Below are 18,627 nucleotides of genomic sequence, written 5' to 3'. Positions count from 1 at the left end.
AGCGCGACGTCGGGACTCGATAAGCACAGCTCGGCCACTTGTGGATAAGTTAAGAGCGGGGATTCTACCGCTGTTCGGTAACAATCGCCCACTGTGCACTGACCGGCTGTGGATAAATCCCGCGCCTGATGCAGTACAATCGCGACCTTTAATCGCTAACCAGCCGGCCATTCCCATGATCGAACCCAAGCGCGTCCTGCGCGCCCTCGCCGAACACTGGGCCTTACTCGAGCCACTGTGCGAACACTTCGACCAAGGCACCCTGAGCCTGGGCGAGCTGCGCGCGCAACTGGCCGCCCAACAACTGGACAGCACGCCCCAGGACATCACCAGCCTGCTGGACGTGTGGATTCGCCTGGATATTCTGGTGCCTGTCGCCAAGAGCCCTAACCGTTTCGAGCTCAACGCGCAGATCCACGACTTCCTGGCTTATCTTCGCAAGGAGCACCGGCTTGGCCTGTGCCTGGAGATCGAAGCCTACCTGCGCCACCTCGAGCGCCTGGCCGGCTATATTCAGGACGCCTTCGACATTCGTGATGGCCATGATCTGGCCCGCCAGCTGCGCCTGCTGGATATGCGCGTGCGGGATGTGCTGAAAAAGCTCGCCAACGACGAACAGGCCCTCGCCGCTGTGGCCGACCGCGCCAAGACCAGCGACCGGCAGATTCCGTTGCGCCAGCGTTACGCCGAAGTCCTGGCGACATGGGACGAATACGTCGAACCGATGATCCAACTGGTAAACGCCGACGGCGCCTTCGAACAAGGCGTGCGCAAGGTGGAAAACGTGCTGCTGCGCCTGCTCACCGAGCAACAGCGCCTCGGCCACCTGGTGGACGACGACATGCTGCTGCGCACTCACGCGCGGATCCTCGAGATGCAGACCAGCGCCCAGCTGACCTTGCGGCATGCGCGGGAACTGCTGTTGCCGTTGCGCGAAGAAGCGCGCCGGCACAATGCCGTGACCCGTGGTGCGGCGCTGGCCCTGTCGGCCATTCGTCGAAAGGGTCTGGACGCGGTACCGCAGGCGGCGATGCCCATGTTCACCCGGCCGCAAAGCACGTTTCTCGGCAGTGCCAGTCAGGTCGAAGCCTATGTGTACGCACTGGCGAATTTCGAACCAAAACCGGCGCGTTTCCCCAAGGCGCACAAATCCCACAAGGGCGACGCCCAGCGTGCACCGCGCACGGTCAAGGAAATGCTCGAACGCTGCGAAGACGCGCTGCCGATGCCCGACCTGATGACCTGGCTACTGGAGCAGGAACCGAACGGCGCCACCGACGAATTGCTGTACTGGTTCTCGCGCCTGTCCCGCGAAAAACGCTTCAAGCGCGAACGCCTGGAACGCCGCGACTATCACACCCACGAGCATCAGGTCAGCCTGCGCTCATTCGCCCTGCTCCCGGCCACGCCCGACGCCGCCGAGCATTCTGCGAGCACCGCTTATGTAAGGACTTCGCATGCAACTTGATCTATCCGAACTGTCCCAGCTGGCGCCGATCTTTCGTGAGCTGTTCAAGGGCTACCACGTCAGCCGCCGCGACCCGGAGCTGTACGCGCAACTGTCGAACTTCCAGGACCAGTACCGCACATTGTTCAAGGCCCTGGGCTTTGAGCTGGTGTGCGATACGCGGGGTTTCTACTACTTCGTGCCGGATTCGGCGATCGCCAGCGCGCAGGTCAACAAGACCGCCCAGCGCCTGGCGTTGTTCACGTTCATCATTGTCGAGCACCTGGCCGACCAGGGCCGCGACCCGATCGCCGTGCTCGACGGTGGCAGCCTGGGCCGCGATGAGCTGCCATCGCTGCTGGAAAAATACCGCGACCTGTTTATCCAGGCCGAAGTGCAGACCCAGGAAGAACTCGAAGAAAAAATCATGCGCCGCATGACTCAACTGGGCTTTGCCAGCGAAGACAACGGCATCTACCGTTTCCTGCCGCCGATGCACCGTTTCCTTGACGTCTGCCTGTCGGTGCAGCAGGACCGCGACCTCGCTGCCAGCGTGCACAGCGTATTGCCGCTGCCGGCACCGGTGATCATCGACGAAGACAGCGATGAAAAGCTGCTGAAGACCGATGACCCGCTGGACTTGAGTGATTTCGCAGAAGAAAACGAAGAAGACGCCCTGGCCCGCGCCATTGCCGAAGAACAGGAGACCGACGCATGAGTAAGGAACGCTACGGCATCCGCCGCTTCGCCCTATTGAACACCGCCGGTTACAGCCTGGGCCTGTTCCCGCTGGAAGAACCGCTGTCGGTGTATGGCGCGAACAACCTGGGTAAATCCGCCTCGATCAACGCCTTGCAGTTCCCGATCCTGGCACGCATGTCGGACATGAGTTTCGGCAAGTACACCCTGGAACAATCGCGGCGCTTCTACTTCGCCACCGACACCAGCTACATCCTGGTGGAAGTTTCGCTGCCCCACGGCCCGCACGTGATCGGCGTGGTCGGGCGCGGCCCGGGCGGTGGTTTCGGTCACCAGTTCTTTGCCTACGCCGGCAAGCTGGACCTGGCTCACTACCAGAAGAACGACACCTGCCTGCGCCAGAAGGAGTTGTTCACCAACCTGGAACGCGAGGGCCTGAAAGCCTACGAACTCAAGCCCGATGAGCTGCGGCGCCTGCTGGTCGGCGGGCACACCTCGATCCCGCTGGACCTGACGCTGATCCCGCTGCGCTCCACCAGCGAGCAGAGCCTGAAGACCTTCCGTGCGCTGTTTATCAACCTGCTGCACATGCGCGAGATTACCGCGGCCAAGCTCAAGCAACTGTTCCTCGATGCATTCGAACACAGCCTGCGTTCGGGTAGCGTGGATTACATCGCCGCGTGCGAAGAAGCGTTCCGCGATGTGCGGCGCATGGAGCAGGACTACAACTCTCTGGTCGCTGCCGGGCCGCTGGTCGAAGCGCTGGCCAATGGCGTGAAACAGCGCGACATCCTGCGCGGCAAATTGCATCGCCTGTCGCCACTGTTGGATTCGCTGCTGGGCACCTGGTCGGACTATGCCAGTGCGCGCAAGGAAGAGCTGACCATTCAGGCCGAGCACTACCGCAACGAGCAGGACGCGCTGCAGAACGACCAGCGCGGCGGCACCCAGGAACTGATGCGCCTGGAGCGCGAGATCAGCGGCATCCAACGTTGGCTGGGTGAGCTGTCGGTGCTCAAGCATCGCTTTGCCCTGGTGGATGACGTCAAGGTGCTGGAGCAGCAATTGCTGGCGGCCAAGGATGCTCACGATGAACTGGCGGGCGCCCTGGCGCAGTCGCGCCAGTTCAGCGCCGAGGATCTGGACGAGCGTCTGCGCGATCTGGAAAAACGCTTGAAGTCGGTCAAGCAGCAACTCGATCACGCCGACAACAACAGCTACGCCAAGCTGCGCGAAGAATTCTCGCAGCAGGATGTCGAGCGTCTGATGCGCCTGTTCAACAGCTCGCTGTTCAGCCTACCGTTGGGTGAGCATGGCATCACGCTGGACGAGGACGGCCAGTGGGTCAAATCCCTGGAGCAGATCCTCGATGGCTTCAAGGGTGAGCGTTTTGAAGTGCCGGGGCTGTCCATCGACATCTCGCACATCGAGCCGCCGGCGTTGCAGGCCCTGGCGGACCGCGCCGCATTGCGCGACCAGAAGGAACGCCTGGACAAAGAACTCAAACAGCTCAAGACCCAGCAGGCGGTAGCCTCCGACCGCGCGGCGAGCAAGACCCAGACCGAAGCGCTGTACCAGCAGGTGCTGGACGCGCAAAAGGCCCTGGAAGACTTCCGTCGCGCGCAAACCCTGAGTGCGGAAGAAGGCGAGAAACTGGAAAACCTGGCGCAGATGGAAGCTGCCCAGGACGAATTGAAGCGCTCCAGCGATGCCTTTACCGAGCGCGTCCAGCAACTGTCAGCCAAGTTGCAACTGGTCGGCCGCCAGATCGGCGACATGGAAGCCAAGCAGCGCACGCTGGATGACGCCTTGCGTCGTCGCCAGCTGTTGCCGGCGGACTTGCCGTTCGGCACGCCGTTCATGGACCCGGTCGACGATTCCATGGACAACCTGCTGCCGCTGCTCAATGACTATCAGGACAGTTGGCAGGGCTTGTTGCGCGCCGATGGCCAGATCGAGGCGTTGTATGCCCAGGTGCGCCTCAAGGGCGTGGCCAAGTTCGACAGCGAGGATGACGTGGAGCGTCGCCTGCAGCTGTTGATCAACGCCTATGCGCACCGTACCGATGAAGCACTGACACTGGGCAAGGCACGCCGCGCGGCGGTCACCGATATCGCGCGGACCTTGCGCAATATCCGCAGCGACTACGACAGCCTGGAACACCAGTTGGCCCTGTTCAACCGCGAGATCAACAAGCGCCAGGTGTCCAACCTGCAGAGTTTCCGCATTGTGCTGGCACCGAACAAGGAAGCGCTCAAGCATATCGACCAGATCATTCACAGCGCTGGCCAGTACGAAGAAGGCGAAACCTTGTCGGTGTTCGACCTCAGCCAAAGCGCCGAGCAGGACAACAAGAACGAAGAGGCCAAGGAATACCTGGCGCGCCTGGTAGCCGCCAACCATAACCAGTTGGGCCTCAAGGACCTGTTCGAGCTGGCCTTCGAGATCACCAAGGTGCATGGGCAGCCGGTGATTCATACCGACATCGACGGCGCTGCCTCCAACGGCACCACCATGACCATCAAGGCGCTGACCAACATGTACCTGTTGTTGCACTTGATGGACCGCGACCAGGCCGGTCGTGTGCGCTTGCCGTACTACCTCGATGAAGCGGCAGACATCGATGAAAAGAACCAGGCGGCGCTGCTGGAAACCAGCTTGCAGTTGGGCTTTGTACCGATTCTGGCGAGTGTGAAGCCACAGGTGTCAGCCCAGGTGGCGATTGACCTGGAAGGCGGCAGCGGGCCGAACGGGATCTATATCGATGAGGCGGACTGGAAGTACATCCGTCGCCATGATGAGGTGAAGGCCACGGTGAATGTGCAGGCGGATGAGCCGGAGTTGGATGAGGTCTGACATTCGGCGTTGAAATGCCAAAGGCCGCGATTCTATGGATCGCGGCCTTTTTTGTGGGCCAGGGGTTTTTGAGGGTCTCGCGCCTCGGTCTACTTGCCCAGCGGAATCTTCGGCGCCCAGGTCAGCCATTCGTCTTCGAACTTGTCGAACAGCGGGAAGGTCTGCTGTGGCCGTGCGGCGTTGCCCATGCGCTCGCCCTCTGGCGTGGCAAAGGCGATACCGCCGGCGACCAGGGTTTCCAGGGACTCGGTGCGTACCGTCGCGCCCTTGAACAGGCCGAAGTCGAGACCGAAACCGCTGGTGTTCCAGAAACGGCTGCCACTGCGTACCAGCGGTGCGTACTTGGGTTCGATCAGGATATGGATCAGCACGCGGTCGGCGGTCTGGCCCAATTCGTAGCCAGTGACCTTGCCCACGGTGACTTCACGGTAGGTGACCGGCACCCCTTCCTTCAGCGAACCCCGGCGCGCAGCACTGAGTGTGAGGCTCAGGCCAGCCTCTTGGTGAGCGGCTTCGGGCGGCTGGTCCAGGGCGACGAAACTCTTTTGCGGGCCAGCACTTTTCGCGGCCGGCTGCACCTCGATGTATTGCCCGGTGACCAAGGTTTCGAGGTTGGCGGTTTTCATCAGCCCCAGCTCAGGCTTGACCACCCAGAACTGGCTGCCGGCCCGCGCAATACGGTCAGCCACCTGGGTGATGCGAGCGCTGAGCAGCACCGATTGCATGTCGGCACTCAGATCGACGCTCTCGATCTTGCCCACATCCAGGCCCTTGAAACGTACAGGTGTACCAGGGCGCATGCCGTCGGCGCGGTCGACCCTGATGGTCACCAGAGTGCCGTGCTGATTGGCGGCTTCGCGATCAGCGAACAGGCGGAAACGCGGAATGCGTTTTTTCAGGGGGACGTTCGGCTCCGGGGTTTCGAACGCGATGCCGCCGGCCATCAGGCTGGCCAGGGATTCGCTCTTCACTTGGATGCCGCCAGTGAGGCCGCCGGTCAGGGTAACGCCGCTGGCATTCCAAAATCGTGTAGAGCCGTTCACCAGGTTTTCGTATTCCTTTTCGATGTGCACGCCGATCACCAGTTGCTTGTTCTTGCGCGAGAACTGGTAGCTCTGCACCGAGCCGACTTTGACTTGCTTGTAAAGGATCGGGCTGCCGACATCCAGGGAGCCGAGGTTATCGGTAAACAGCACCATGTGCAGACCGGGGGAGCGAAGGTCCAGCGGCGGCGCTTTGGCGCGAGCAACGAATTCACGCTGGGGGGCGCTGCCTTTGTCACCGGGCCGGATGGCGATGTAGTTACCTTTGACTAACGCCTCCAGGCCAGTGATCCCGGCCAGGGAGATCGACGGTTTGACCACCCAGAATTGGGTATCCTGCACCAGGTAGTCTTCGGCCAATGGGTCAAGGGTCAGCTCAGCATTGGCGCTGGACAGATCCGGATCGATCTTCAGGGTTTTCAGACTGCCGACCTGAATACCTTTGTACATCACCGGAGTGCGCCCGGCCTGCAGGCCTTCGAAGTCAGTGAGTTTGACCTTGACCCTGATGCCGGCAGCCGCAGCGTCGAAGTCTTCGTACAAACGGAACGGCAGGCTTGGATCGGTAGGCGGGCTGTCTTTACGGTTTTCCGGCGTGGCGAAGGCGATACCGCCGGCGACAATGCTGGAGAGAGATTCGCTCCGCACTTTCACGCCGGAAAGATTGGCGTCGATGCTGATGCCGCTGGCATTCCAGAAACGCGTATGTTTGCGCACCAGGCTGGCATAGGTAGGCTCGATGTAGACCTTGATTTCAACGGTGCTCTGGTCTTCGGAGAGCAGGTAGCTTTTGACCTGGCCGACCTGAATCTGCTTGTAGAACACAGGGCTGCCACGGTTGAGCGAGCCGAGGCGATCAGCCTTGATGGTCAGGTGCAGGCCAGGCTTGGCGTCAGACAACGGCGGCTCTTCGGAGAGCGCCTTGAATTTGCGGGTAGGCTCGCCATCGCCTGGGCTGGCGGCGATGTAATTGCCCGAGACCAGGGTTTCCAGGCCGGTGATGCCGGCCAGGCTCACGCTGGGCTTGACCAGCCAGAAGCGGGTATTGGTCTTGAGGTATTGATCGACATCCTTGTTCATCTCAATGGTGGCGATGACCCCACGATTGTTGCCCTCGTCATCCAGGGCCAGGGCTTTGACCTTGCCAACCGGCATGCCTTTGTAGACGACTTCGGTCTTGTTGGCCTGGATGCCTTCGCCACTTTCAAAGCGCACCTGGATCTCAATCCCCTGCTGGGAATAGGCACGCCACCCCAGCCAGCCACCTATGATCAGGGCAACCAGGGGCAACACCCAGATGGCCGACCAATTGGAGGCCGGTCGGGTTTTAGCTTTAGGCAAATCACTCATGGTCGTCGTCCGACTCCGTGTTATCCCAAATCAGTCGGGGATCGAAAGTTACAGCGGCAAGCATCGTCAAGATCACCACACTGGCGAACGCTGCTGCACCGAGGTTGGCCTCGACACTGGCAAGTCGTCCAAAGTTTACGACCGCCACCAGAATGGCGATCACGAAGATATCCAACATGGACCAGCGTCCAATGAATTCGATAAAGCGGTACATCACGATGCGCTGTTGCGCAGAGAGCGGTTGGTGCCGCTGTACTGAGAACAGTAGCAGGCCAATACCCACCAGCTTGAACGTCGGTACCAGAATGCTCGCGATGAACACCACGGCGGCAATGGGGAACATGCCGTGCTGCACCAGTTGGATGACACCCGCCATGATGGTACTGGGGTCACCCTGGCCGAGGGAGTTGACGGTCATGATCGGTAACAGGTTTGCAGGGATATACAAAATCGCTGCGGTGATCAGCAAGGCCCAGGTGCGCGCGAGGCTGTTGGGGCGCCGGGCATGGATCAGCGCACCGCAACGAGTACAGGTTTGCTCTGCGGTATCCGCCTCTTGTTTGTTCAATTCGTGACATTCGGTACAAATCAGAATACCCGCATCAATCGCCCGCATGATCGTCCTCTCCTGACAGTGCTTGCCAGATCTGGTGGGGCGACATCACCACCTCAAGCAGAACCTGAACCATTAATAGACTGACGAAGCAGACCAGACCCAGGCCAATCGTAATGGAGGCCATGTCGGCGAGTTTTACGATCGCCACCAGCACCCCCATCAAGTAGACCTCCAACATCCCCCAATCTTTCATGTGATGGTAGATGCGATACAGCAGCAGCCCATAGCTGCGGCCGATCTTCCAGCGAATACTGAGCAGTACTGCCAATTGGCAAAGCAATTTGAGCAAGGGAATGCCCATGCTGCACAGGAACACCACCGCAGCGACGCCTTGCATGCCGCTGTCGAATAGGCCGACTACACCGCTCCATACGGTGTCCTCTGAGGACTGCCCGAGTAGATTGAGCTGCATGATGGGTAAAAAGTTCGCCGGTATGTAAAGCAACAGTGCGGCGAGTACCAAGGCGAGGCTTCGCTCAACGACGTTGTGGCGGTGCGCGTACAACTCATAACCACAACGCGGGCATTGGGCTTTTTCGCCAAGAGCGAGCACGGGCTTGCGCATCAGCAAGTCGCACTCATGACATGCCACCAGGTCGTCAAGTGGTAAATCCCCGAGGGCATCAACCGGATCCGGCATAGGTAGGGCTCTGACTCTAAAAAAGGTTAGGTGCCTATTCTAGTGGTCTGGCTCAGAAATAACTGTGCAAATTTGTCGGGCAGCAACCACAGCCGCACGCTTGCTTTTCGACCGCGCAAAACAAAACCCCTGTCTGCGTTAGCAAACAGGGGTTTCGGAATTTAATCTTGACGATGACCTACTCTCACATGGGGAAACCCCACACTACCATCGGCGATGCATCGTTTCACTACTGAGTTCGGGATGGGATCAGGTGGTTCCAATGCTCTATGGTCGTCAAGAAATTCGGGTACCGAATCGTGGCCAGTTGGCCGCGCTTCAGCAAATTGGGTATGTGACAGCTTTTGGTGATTTGTGAGATTCGAACTTTCGGTTCATTTCGTCTTCACACACCGCAATCTGGTGCTCTTTTGCCTCTCGGCTTGAAGCAAGCAAATTGCTTGGGTGTTATATGGTCAAGCCTCACGGGCAATTAGTATTGGTTAGCTCAACGCCTCACAGCGCTTACACACCCAACCTATCAACGTCGTAGTCTTCGACGGCCCTTCAGGGAACTCAAGGTTCCAGTGAGATCTCATCTTGAGGCTAGTTTCCCGCTTAGATGCTTTCAGCGGTTATCTATTCCGAACATAGCTACCCGGCAATGCCACTGGCGTGACAACCGGAACACCAGAGGTTCGTCCACTCCGGTCCTCTCGTACTAGGAGCAGCCCCTCTCAAATCTCAAACGTCCACGGCAGATAGGGACCGAACTGTCTCACGACGTTCTAAACCCAGCTCGCGTACCACTTTAAATGGCGAACAGCCATACCCTTGGGACCGGCTTCAGCCCCAGGATGTGATGAGCCGACATCGAGGTGCCAAACACCGCCGTCGATATGAACTCTTGGGCGGTATCAGCCTGTTATCCCCGGAGTACCTTTTATCCGTTGAGCGATGGCCCTTCCATACAGAACCACCGGATCACTAAGACCTACTTTCGTACCTGCTCGACGTGTCTGTCTCGCAGTCAAGCGCGCTTTTGCCTTTATACTCTACGACCGATTTCCGACCGGTCTGAGCGCACCTTCGTACTCCTCCGTTACTCTTTAGGAGGAGACCGCCCCAGTCAAACTACCCACCATACACTGTCCTCGATCCGGATAACGGACCTGAGTTAGAACCTCAAAGTTGCCAGGGTGGTATTTCAAGGTTGGCTCCACGCGAACTGGCGTCCACGCTTCAAAGCCTCCCACCTATCCTACACAAGCAAATTCAAAGTCCAGTGCAAAGCTATAGTAAAGGTTCACGGGGTCTTTCCGTCTAGCCGCGGATACACTGCATCTTCACAGCGATTTCAATTTCACTGAGTCTCGGGTGGAGACAGCGCCGCCATCGTTACGCCATTCGTGCAGGTCGGAACTTACCCGACAAGGAATTTCGCTACCTTAGGACCGTTATAGTTACGGCCGCCGTTTACCGGGGCTTCGATCAAGAGCTTCGCGTTAGCTAACCCCATCAATTAACCTTCCGGCACCGGGCAGGCGTCACACCCTATACGTCCACTTTCGTGTTTGCAGAGTGCTGTGTTTTTAATAAACAGTCGCAGCGGCCTGGTATCTTCGACCGGCATGAGCTTACGGAGCAAGTCCTTCACCCTCACCGGCGCACCTTCTCCCGAAGTTACGGTGCCATTTTGCCTAGTTCCTTCACCCGAGTTCTCTCAAGCGCCTTGGTATTCTCTACCCAACCACCTGTGTCGGTTTGGGGTACGGTTCCTGGTTACCTGAAGCTTAGAAGCTTTTCTTGGAAGCATGGCATCAACCACTTCGTTAACTAAAAGTTAACTCGTCATCAGCTCTCGGCCTTAAGATCCCGGATTTACCTAAGATCTCAGCCTACCACCTTAAACTTGGACAACCAACGCCAAGCTGGCCTAGCCTTCTCCGTCCCTCCATCGCAATAACCAGAAGTACAGGAATATTAACCTGTTTTCCATCGACTACGCTTTTCAGCCTCGCCTTAGGGACCGACTAACCCTGCGTCGATTAACGTTGCGCAGGAAACCTTGGTCTTTCGGCGTGGGTGTTTTTCACACCCATTGTCGTTACTCATGTCAGCATTCGCACTTCTGATACCTCCAGCAAGCTTCTCAACTCACCTTCACAGGCTTACAGAACGCTCCTCTACCGCATCACTTACGTGATACCCGTAGCTTCGGTGTATGGTTTGAGCCCCGTTACATCTTCCGCGCAGGCCGACTCGACTAGTGAGCTATTACGCTTTCTTTAAAGGGTGGCTGCTTCTAAGCCAACCTCCTAGCTGTCTAAGCCTTCCCACATCGTTTCCCACTTAACCATAACTTTGGGACCTTAGCTGACGGTCTGGGTTGTTTCCCTTTTCACGACGGACGTTAGCACCCGCCGTGTGTCTCCCATGCTCGGCACTTGTAGGTATTCGGAGTTTGCATCGGGTTGGTAAGTCGGGATGACCCCCTAGCCGAAACAGTGCTCTACCCCCTACAGTGATACATGAGGCGCTACCTAAATAGCTTTCGAGGAGAACCAGCTATCTCCGAGCTTGATTAGCCTTTCACTCCGATCCACAGGTCATCCGCTAACTTTTCAACGGTAGTCGGTTCGGTCCTCCAGTTAGTGTTACCCAACCTTCAACCTGCCCATGGATAGATCGCCCGGTTTCGGGTCTATTCCCAGCGACTAGACGCCCTATTAAGACTCGCTTTCGCTACGCCTCCCCTATTCGGTTAAGCTCGCCACTGAAAATAAGTCGCTGACCCATTATACAAAAGGTACGCAGTCACCCAACAAAGTGGGCTCCCACTGCTTGTACGCATACGGTTTCAGGATCTATTTCACTCCCCTCTCCGGGGTTCTTTTCGCCTTTCCCTCACGGTACTAGTTCACTATCGGTCAGTCAGTAGTATTTAGCCTTGGAGGATGGTCCCCCCATATTCAGACAAAGTTTCTCGTGCTCCGTCCTACTCGATTTCATGACTAAGAGATTTTCGCGTACAGGGCTATCACCCACTATGGCCGCACTTTCCAGAGCGTTCCGCTAATCTCAAAGCCACTTAAGGGCTAGTCCCCGTTCGCTCGCCACTACTAAGGGAATCTCGGTTGATTTCTTTTCCTCAGGGTACTTAGATGTTTCAGTTCCCCTGGTTCGCCTCTTGCACCTATGTATTCAGTACAAGATAACCATCTTATGATGGCTGGGTTCCCCCATTCAGACATCTCCGGATCAAAGTCTGTTTGCCGACTCCCCGAAGCTTTTCGCAGGCTACCACGTCTTTCATCGCCTCTGACTGCCAAGGCATCCACCGTATGCGCTTCTTCACTTGACCATATAACCCCAAGCAATCTGGTTATACTGTGAAGACGACATTCGCCGAAAATTCGATAATACTCAATTAAGAGATACTCACAAATTTTACCTTAGCCTGAGCCGTTACCAGTGAAAGTAACGTCCAGTCTATCTTTCTATCACATACCCAAATTTTTAAAGAACGATCTAATCAAAGACTAGAAATCAATATTCACGCCGGAATATTCATTTCTAAACTCTAACAAGTAAAAGCAGTTAATGGTGGAGCCAAACGGGATCGAACCGTTGACCTCCTGCGTGCAAGGCAGGCGCTCTCCCAGCTGAGCTATGGCCCCATAACAAAATTGGTGGGTCTGGGCAGATTCGAACTGCCGACCTCACCCTTATCAGGGGTGCGCTCTAACCAACTGAGCTACAGACCCAATTTCGAGCGCGTAACTGTTAGCTTGGAGCTATCAGCTTGGAGCTTAAAGCTGCTTCTATCGTCTTCTTCAATGAATCAAGCAATTCGTGTGGGAACTTATGGAGCAGCTGATGTCGTCGATTAAGGAGGTGATCCAGCCGCAGGTTCCCCTACGGCTACCTTGTTACGACTTCACCCCAGTCATGAATCACACCGTGGTAACCGTCCTCCCGAAGGTTAGACTAGCTACTTCTGGTGCAACCCACTCCCATGGTGTGACGGGCGGTGTGTACAAGGCCCGGGAACGTATTCACCGCGACATTCTGATTCGCGATTACTAGCGATTCCGACTTCACGCAGTCGAGTTGCAGACTGCGATCCGGACTACGATCGGTTTTATGGGATTAGCTCCACCTCGCGGCTTGGCAACCCTCTGTACCGACCATTGTAGCACGTGTGTAGCCCAGGCCGTAAGGGCCATGATGACTTGACGTCATCCCCACCTTCCTCCGGTTTGTCACCGGCAGTCTCCTTAAAGTGCCCACCATTACGTGCTGGTAACTAAGGACAAGGGTTGCGCTCGTTACGGGACTTAACCCAACATCTCACGACACGAGCTGACGACAGCCATGCAGCACCTGTCTCAATGTTCCCGAAGGCACCAATCTATCTCTAGAAAGTTCATTGGATGTCAAGGCCTGGTAAGGTTCTTCGCGTTGCTTCGAATTAAACCACATGCTCCACCGCTTGTGCGGGCCCCCGTCAATTCATTTGAGTTTTAACCTTGCGGCCGTACTCCCCAGGCGGTCAACTTAATGCGTTAGCTGCGCCACTAAGAGCTCAAGGCTCCCAACGGCTAGTTGACATCGTTTACGGCGTGGACTACCAGGGTATCTAATCCTGTTTGCTCCCCACGCTTTCGCACCTCAGTGTCAGTATCAGTCCAGGTGGTCGCCTTCGCCACTGGTGTTCCTTCCTATATCTACGCATTTCACCGCTACACAGGAAATTCCACCACCCTCTACCATACTCTAGTCAGTCAGTTTTGAATGCAGTTCCCAGGTTGAGCCCGGGGATTTCACATCCAACTTAACAAACCACCTACGCGCGCTTTACGCCCAGTAATTCCGATTAACGCTTGCACCCTCTGTATTACCGCGGCTGCTGGCACAGAGTTAGCCGGTGCTTATTCTGTCGGTAACGTCAAAACCACCACGTATTAGGTAATGGCCCTTCCTCCCAACTTAAAGTGCTTTACAATCCGAAGACCTTCTTCACACACGCGGCATGGCTGGATCAGGCTTTCGCCCATTGTCCAATATTCCCCACTGCTGCCTCCCGTAGGAGTCTGGACCGTGTCTCAGTTCCAGTGTGACTGATCATCCTCTCAGACCAGTTACGGATCGTCGCCTTGGTGAGCCATTACCCCACCAACTAGCTAATCCGACCTAGGCTCATCTGATAGCGCAAGGCCCGAAGGTCCCCTGCTTTCTCCCGTAGGACGTATGCGGTATTAGCGTCCGTTTCCGAACGTTATCCCCCACTACCAGGCAGATTCCTAGGCATTACTCACCCGTCCGCCGCTCTCAAGAGAAGCAAGCTTCTCTCTACCGCTCGACTTGCATGTGTTAGGCCTGCCGCCAGCGTTCAATCTGAGCCATGATCAAACTCTTCAGTTCAAACATCTTTGGGTTTTTAAGAAACCCTAAACTTGGCTCAGCAATCGTTGGTTATTCTTTGATTTCTCGCGGAGTAACTTGTGATGCTGATAATCTTGTTGACTATCAGTGTGACCCCACAAGCACCCACACGAATTGCTTGATTCAGTTGTTAAAGAGCGGTTGGTTAAGAGCTTTCGTCTCAACCGAGGCGCGCATTCTACAGCAGCCTCATTTGCTGTCAAGTGGTTATTTTCAGAAGCTTTCGAAGAATTCTTCAACAACTTCAACCACTTGCGCCTCCGATCTCTCGTCAGCGGGAGGCGAATTCTACAGCGTTACACGCTGCTGTCAACACCTCTTTTTCAACTTCCTTCTGGCTTCGATGAACTGAAGCAACTTGCTGCTTAAAACTGATTAACTCATTGTTTAGCAAGGAGTTTTCAGTTTCGGCAGCGCCGGAAGTGGGGCGAATTATAGGCGTCTAGAATCTGCCGTCAATCTTCTTTTTCACATTTCTGTCATATAGACCCAAAAAACCCAGAACGGCGAAGGCCGACCCCAAGAGGCCGGCCTTCCAGTAACCGAGACTTACAAGCTTGGAAAGGCAAATTGCGATGCCTCATGACTGGCACGCTGCGGCCAACGCTGGGTAATCGCCTTGCGACGGGTGTAGAAACGCACGCCATCCGGCCCATAGGCATGCAAATCACCAAACAGCGAACGCTTCCAGCCGCCAAAGCTGTGATACGCCACCGGCACCGGCAGTGGAACGTTCACACCTACCATACCCACTTCAATCTCGTCACAGAACAGACGCGCCGCCTCACCGTCACGAGTAAAGATGCAGGTACCGTTGCCGTATTCGTGATCATTGATCAACTGCATCGCGGCTTCCAGGCTATCTACCCGGACCACGCACAATACCGGCCCGAAGATCTCTTCCTTGTAGATACGCATCTCAGGCGTCACACGATCAAACAAGCTACCGCCGAGGAAGAAACCTGCTTCATGTCCGGCAACACTCAAACCACGACCGTCAACGACCAGCTCCGCGCCCGCCGATACACCATCCTCTATATAGCCACTGACCTTATCCCGCGCCTGTCCCGTCACCAGCGGCCCCATATCCAGGCCGCAAGAAGTGCCCGCGCCGATCTTCAGCGCCTTGACCTGCGGCACCAGCTTGGCGATCAACGCATCCGCCACCTGATCACCCACGCAGACAGCCACCGAGATCGCCATGCAACGCTCACCGCAAGATCCATACGCCGCGCCCATCAGCGCACTGACCGCATTATCCAGGTCCGCATCCGGCATCAGCACCGCATGATTCTTCGCCCCGCCCAGCGCCTGTACACGCTTGCCGCGCTTGGTCGCCTCGGAATAGATGTACTCGGCAATCGGCGTCGAGCCCACAAAACTCAGCGCTTTGACTTCCGGCGCTTCGATCAAGGCATCCACCGCGCCCTTGTCACCGTGCACCACGCTCAGCACACCTTTGGGCAGACCGGCCTCCTGCAGCAATTGCGCGATCAACAGCGTCGAACTCGGATCACGCTCCGAAGGCTTGAGGATGAAGCAGTTACCGCAAACGATCGCCAGCGGGTACATCCACAGGGGCACCATCGCCGGGAAGTTGAATGGCGTAATACCCGCCACCACACCCAGCGGCTGGAAATCCGACCAGGCATCGATGTTCGGCCCAACGTTACGGCTGTACTCGCCCTTGAGAATCTCCGGCGCCGAGCACGCGTACTCGACGTTCTCGATCCCACGCTTCAACTCACCAGCGGCATCTTCCAGCGTCTTGCCATGCTCTTCGCTGATCAACTGCGAGATACGCGCTTCGTTCTGCTCCAGCAATTGCTTGAAACGAAACATCACCTGGGCACGCTTGGCCGCTGGCGTATTGCGCCAGGCCGGGAAAGCCGCCTTGGCCGAGTCGATTGCACGTTGAATGGTTTCACGACTGGCCAACGGCACCTGGTGAATCACCTGACCGGTAGACGGGTTGTACACGTCGGCACTGCGACCGCTGTCGTTGACCAACTCGCCATTGATCAAATGCTGGATGAGGCTCATGCAGGGCTCCTGAAAAGTTGTTCTATTATAGAAGGAGAAATCAGTCGATCTTGTTCAGCACTTCGCCGACCGCATCGAACAGGCGATCCAGGTCCTGCGGCCGGCTGTTGAAAGTTGGCCCGAACTGCAGAGTATCGCCGCCAAAACGCACGTAGAAACCGGCTTTCCACAAGGCCATACCAGCCTCGAATGGACGCACGATGGCATCACCGTCACGCGGAGCAATCTGGATTGCACCAGCCAGGCCGTAGTTGCGGATGTCGATCACGTTCTTGCTGCCCTTCAAGCCATGCAGTGCATTCTCAAAATGCGGAGCGACTTCGGCTACGCTCTGCACCAGGTTTTCCTTCTGCAACAGGTCCAGTGCCGCCAGGCCAGCCGCGCAAGCCACCGGGTGGGCCGAATAGGTATAGCCATGCGGGAATTCCACCGCGTATTCCGGCGTCGCCTGGTTCATGAAGGTCTGGTATATCTCGCTGCTGGCAATCACCGCGCCCATCGGGATCGCGCCGTTGGTGACTTGTTTGGCGATGCACATCAGGTCCGGGGTTACGCCGAAGCTGTCGGCACCAAACATCGACCCCGTACGACCGAACCCGGTGATCACTTCATCGAACACCAACAGGATGCTGTGCTGGTCGCAAATCTCACGCAGGCGCTTGAGGTAACCCTGTGGCGGCACCAGCACGCCAGCGGAACCGGCCATCGGCTCGACAAACACGGCAGCAATGTTGGAAGCGTCGTGCAATTCGATCAGCTTGAGCAGCTCATCGGCCAGGGCGATACCGCCCTGCTCCGGCATGCCACGGGAAAAGGCATTGCTCGCCAGCAGCGTGTGAGGCAGATGGTCAACATCCATCATCGCCTGGCCAAACATCTTACGGTTGCCATTCACACCGCCCAGGCTGGTACCGGCGATGTTCACACCGTGATAACCACGTGCGCGGCCGATCATCTTGGTCTTGGTGGCCTGGCCTTTCAGGCGCCAGTACGCACGTACCATTTTCACCGCCGTATCGGCGCACTCGGAGCCGGAGTCGGTAAAAAACACGTGGTTCAGGTTGCCGGGGGTCAGGTCGGTGATCTTTTCCGCCAGCTGGAACGACAACGGATGACCGTATTGGAAGGCTGGGGAATAGTCCAAGGTGCCCAATTGCTTGGCCACTGCCTCCTGGATTTCCTTGCGCGTATGCCCGGCGCCGCAGGTCCACAGGCCTGACAACGAATCGTAGACCTTGCGCCCCTTGTCATCGGTCAACCAGCTGCCTTCGGCGGCCACGATCAAGCGCGGGTCACGCTGAAAGTTACGGTTCGCGGTGTAAGGCATCCAGTGCGCATCCAACTTCAGTTGGCTGGCCAGGAACGATGGGGCGTTTTCGGGCATGTTCATCAGCAAAACCTCGCAGGGCAAAAGGCAGCGTCGGGATTGAAAAGCATTGTTGCAGCTAAATTGCCACGACGATAAAGTCGGTGAAATCCAACTCTTCTAACCTTCAGTCAGGGCGCCACTAAACTATGAGCAGCCGTCGACCCGACCCTCTGGCCCAAGTCAGTGACTTTGATATTCGCCTGCTGCGTATCTTTCGCAGCGTGGTGGAATGCGGTGGCTTCTCGGCGGCGGAAACCGTGCTTGGCATCGGTCGGTCGGCCATCAGCCAGCAAATGAGCGACCTTGAGCAGCGGCTAGGCTTAAGACTGTGCCAACGCGGTCGTGCCGGGTTCTCGTTGACCGAAGAAGGTCGAGAGGTCTACCAATCCGCCCTGCAACTGCTGAGTGCATTGGAAAGTTTCCGCACCGAGGTCAACGGCCTGCACCAACATTTACGCGGAGAGCTGATCATCGGTCTCACCGATAACCTGGTCACCCTGCCCCACATGCGCATCACTCACGCCTTGGCGCAGTTGAAGGAACGCGGCCCCGACGTACAGATCCAGATCCGCATGATCGCCCCCAATGAAGTCGAACAAGGTGTCCTCGACGGTCGCCTGCATGTCGGCGTGGTACCTCAGGCCAGCGCCCTCTCCGGCCTGGAATACCAACCGTTGTACAGCGAACGTTCGCTGCTTTACTGCGCGGTCGGCCATCCGTTGTTTTACGCCGACGACAAGCAATTGGACGACGAGCGCATCGACAGCCAGGACGCCATCGCCCCTACCTTCCGCCTGCCTGCGGAGATCCAGGCCCACTACCAGGCACTCAATTGCACCGCCAGCGCCTCGGACCGCGAAGGTATGGCGTTCCTGATTCTCACGGGCCGCTATATCGGCTACCTGCCCGATCACTACGCCAACCTATGGGTGCAACAAGGCCGACTGCGCGCACTGAAACCGCCTACGCGTTTTTACGATTTAAGCCTGGCATCGGTCACGCGCAAGGGCCGTCGCCCCCATTTGGTGCTCGAAAGCTTCCTGGAAAGCCTGGCCGCAACGCGCTAACCCAGGGCTCACGCAAAAGCTGAGCAACTGGACAGCTTTTTGCAAGGGTACAAGTACCTAGAACCGTCCG

General features: G+C 57.1%; 9 protein-coding genes, 2 tRNA genes and 3 rRNA genes. 4 read left to right on the top strand and 10 right to left on the bottom strand.

Going from position 1 to position 18,627, the window contains the following annotated elements; genetic code table 11:
* Positions 1 to 175: 175 nt before the first annotated feature.
* The 3 genes from mksB to mksF are packed head-to-tail and all read left to right on the top strand — an operon-like array spanning position 176 to position 5,002.
* Positions 176 to 1,468 carry an Mks condensin complex protein MksB gene (gene mksB, locus AB4O05_RS08335; RefSeq protein ID WP_460131680.1) on the top strand — a complete coding sequence of 431 codons (1,293 nt, stop codon included), beginning with the start codon at positions 176 to 178 and terminating at the stop codon, positions 1,466 to 1,468.
* Positions 1,458 to 2,165 (top strand): Mks condensin complex protein MksE, encoded by a 708-nt coding sequence (gene mksE, locus AB4O05_RS08330; RefSeq protein WP_460131682.1) that lies wholly within the window; start codon positions 1,458 to 1,460, stop codon positions 2,163 to 2,165. The genes mksB and mksE overlap by 11 nt, the downstream gene beginning before the upstream one ends.
* Positions 2,162 to 5,002 (top strand): Mks condensin complex protein MksF, encoded by a 2,841-nt coding sequence (mksF, locus tag AB4O05_RS08325; protein ID WP_460131684.1) that lies wholly within the window; start codon positions 2,162 to 2,164, stop codon positions 5,000 to 5,002. The genes mksE and mksF overlap by 4 nt, the downstream gene beginning before the upstream one ends.
* Positions 5,003 to 5,091: 89 nt before the next feature.
* On the opposite strand, the gene AB4O05_RS08320 is transcribed toward mksF, so the two are convergent.
* The 10 genes from AB4O05_RS08320 to aptA form a co-directional block, all read right to left on the bottom strand.
* Entirely contained in the window at positions 5,092 to 7,395 is a 2,304-nt protein-coding gene (locus AB4O05_RS08320) for a PqiB family protein (protein ID WP_460164861.1), read from the bottom strand.
* The gene (locus AB4O05_RS08315) at positions 7,388 to 8,011 is read right to left on the bottom strand and encodes a paraquat-inducible protein A (protein WP_460131686.1); all 624 of its coding nucleotides are present in this window, start codon (positions 8,009 to 8,011) and stop codon (positions 7,388 to 7,390) included. The genes AB4O05_RS08320 and AB4O05_RS08315 overlap by 8 nt, the downstream gene beginning before the upstream one ends.
* Positions 7,998 to 8,651, bottom strand: coding sequence for a paraquat-inducible protein A (locus AB4O05_RS08310; RefSeq protein ID WP_460131687.1), 654 nt, complete (start codon positions 8,649 to 8,651; stop codon positions 7,998 to 8,000). The genes AB4O05_RS08315 and AB4O05_RS08310 overlap by 14 nt, the downstream gene beginning before the upstream one ends.
* Positions 8,652 to 8,816: 165 nt before the next feature.
* Positions 8,817 to 8,932: ribosomal RNA gene (gene rrf, locus AB4O05_RS08305) — 5S ribosomal RNA — on the bottom strand.
* Positions 8,933 to 9,102: 170 nt separating this feature from the next.
* Positions 9,103 to 11,994: ribosomal RNA gene (locus AB4O05_RS08300) — 23S ribosomal RNA — on the bottom strand.
* A 240-nt stretch (positions 11,995 to 12,234) separates the two neighbouring features.
* Positions 12,235 to 12,310: transfer RNA gene (locus AB4O05_RS08295), tRNA-Ala, on the bottom strand.
* Positions 12,311 to 12,320: 10 nt separating this feature from the next.
* Positions 12,321 to 12,397 (bottom strand) — tRNA-Ile (locus AB4O05_RS08290).
* Positions 12,398 to 12,520: 123 nt separating this feature from the next.
* A 16S ribosomal RNA gene (locus tag AB4O05_RS08285) occupies positions 12,521 to 14,057 on the bottom strand.
* Together the 16S, 23S and 5S rRNA genes with 2 tRNA genes alongside form the textbook arrangement of a ribosomal RNA operon.
* 570 nt (positions 14,058 to 14,627) lie before the next feature.
* Positions 14,628 to 16,121: a CoA-acylating methylmalonate-semialdehyde dehydrogenase gene (locus AB4O05_RS08280; RefSeq protein WP_460131689.1), complete on the bottom strand. Its 1,494-nt coding sequence runs from the start codon at positions 16,119 to 16,121 to the stop codon at positions 14,628 to 14,630.
* Positions 16,122 to 16,161: 40 nt separating this feature from the next.
* Positions 16,162 to 17,511 (bottom strand): omega-aminotransferase AptA, encoded by a 1,350-nt coding sequence (gene aptA / locus AB4O05_RS08275; protein WP_460131690.1) that lies wholly within the window; start codon positions 17,509 to 17,511, stop codon positions 16,162 to 16,164.
* A gap of 125 nt (positions 17,512 to 17,636) precedes the next feature.
* Here aptA and AB4O05_RS08270 point away from each other — a divergent pair, with 125 nt between their 5' ends.
* Entirely contained in the window at positions 17,637 to 18,557 is a 921-nt protein-coding gene (locus AB4O05_RS08270; RefSeq protein WP_460131692.1) for a LysR family transcriptional regulator, read from the top strand.
* Positions 18,558 to 18,627 lie beyond the last annotated feature (70 nt).

It is taken from the genome of Pseudomonas sp. S1_G07, from assembly GCF_054668565.1.
This window is presented reverse-complemented; position numbering and strand designations above follow the sequence as displayed.

Bases quoted from the DNA above. Each gene is read 5' to 3' on its own strand.
- mksB (WP_460131680.1), top strand. From the start codon at position 176: ATGATCGAACCCAAGCGCGTCCTGCGCGCCCTCGCCGAACACTGGGCC.
- mksE (WP_460131682.1), top strand. From the start codon at position 1,458: ATGCAACTTGATCTATCCGAACTGTCCCAGCTGGCGCCGATCTTTCGT.
- mksF (WP_460131684.1), top strand. From the start codon at position 2,162: ATGAGTAAGGAACGCTACGGCATCCGCCGCTTCGCCCTATTGAACACC.
- AB4O05_RS08320 (WP_460164861.1), bottom strand. From the start codon at position 7,395: ATGAGTGATTTGCCTAAAGCTAAAACCCGACCGGCCTCCAATTGGTCG.
- AB4O05_RS08315 (WP_460131686.1), bottom strand. From the start codon at position 8,011: ATGCGGGCGATTGATGCGGGTATTCTGATTTGTACCGAATGTCACGAA.
- AB4O05_RS08310 (WP_460131687.1), bottom strand. From the start codon at position 8,651: ATGCCGGATCCGGTTGATGCCCTCGGGGATTTACCACTTGACGACCTG.
- AB4O05_RS08280 (WP_460131689.1), bottom strand. From the start codon at position 16,121: ATGAGCCTCATCCAGCATTTGATCAATGGCGAGTTGGTCAACGACAGC.
- aptA (WP_460131690.1), bottom strand. From the start codon at position 17,511: ATGAACATGCCCGAAAACGCCCCATCGTTCCTGGCCAGCCAACTGAAG.
- AB4O05_RS08270 (WP_460131692.1), top strand. From the start codon at position 17,637: ATGAGCAGCCGTCGACCCGACCCTCTGGCCCAAGTCAGTGACTTTGAT.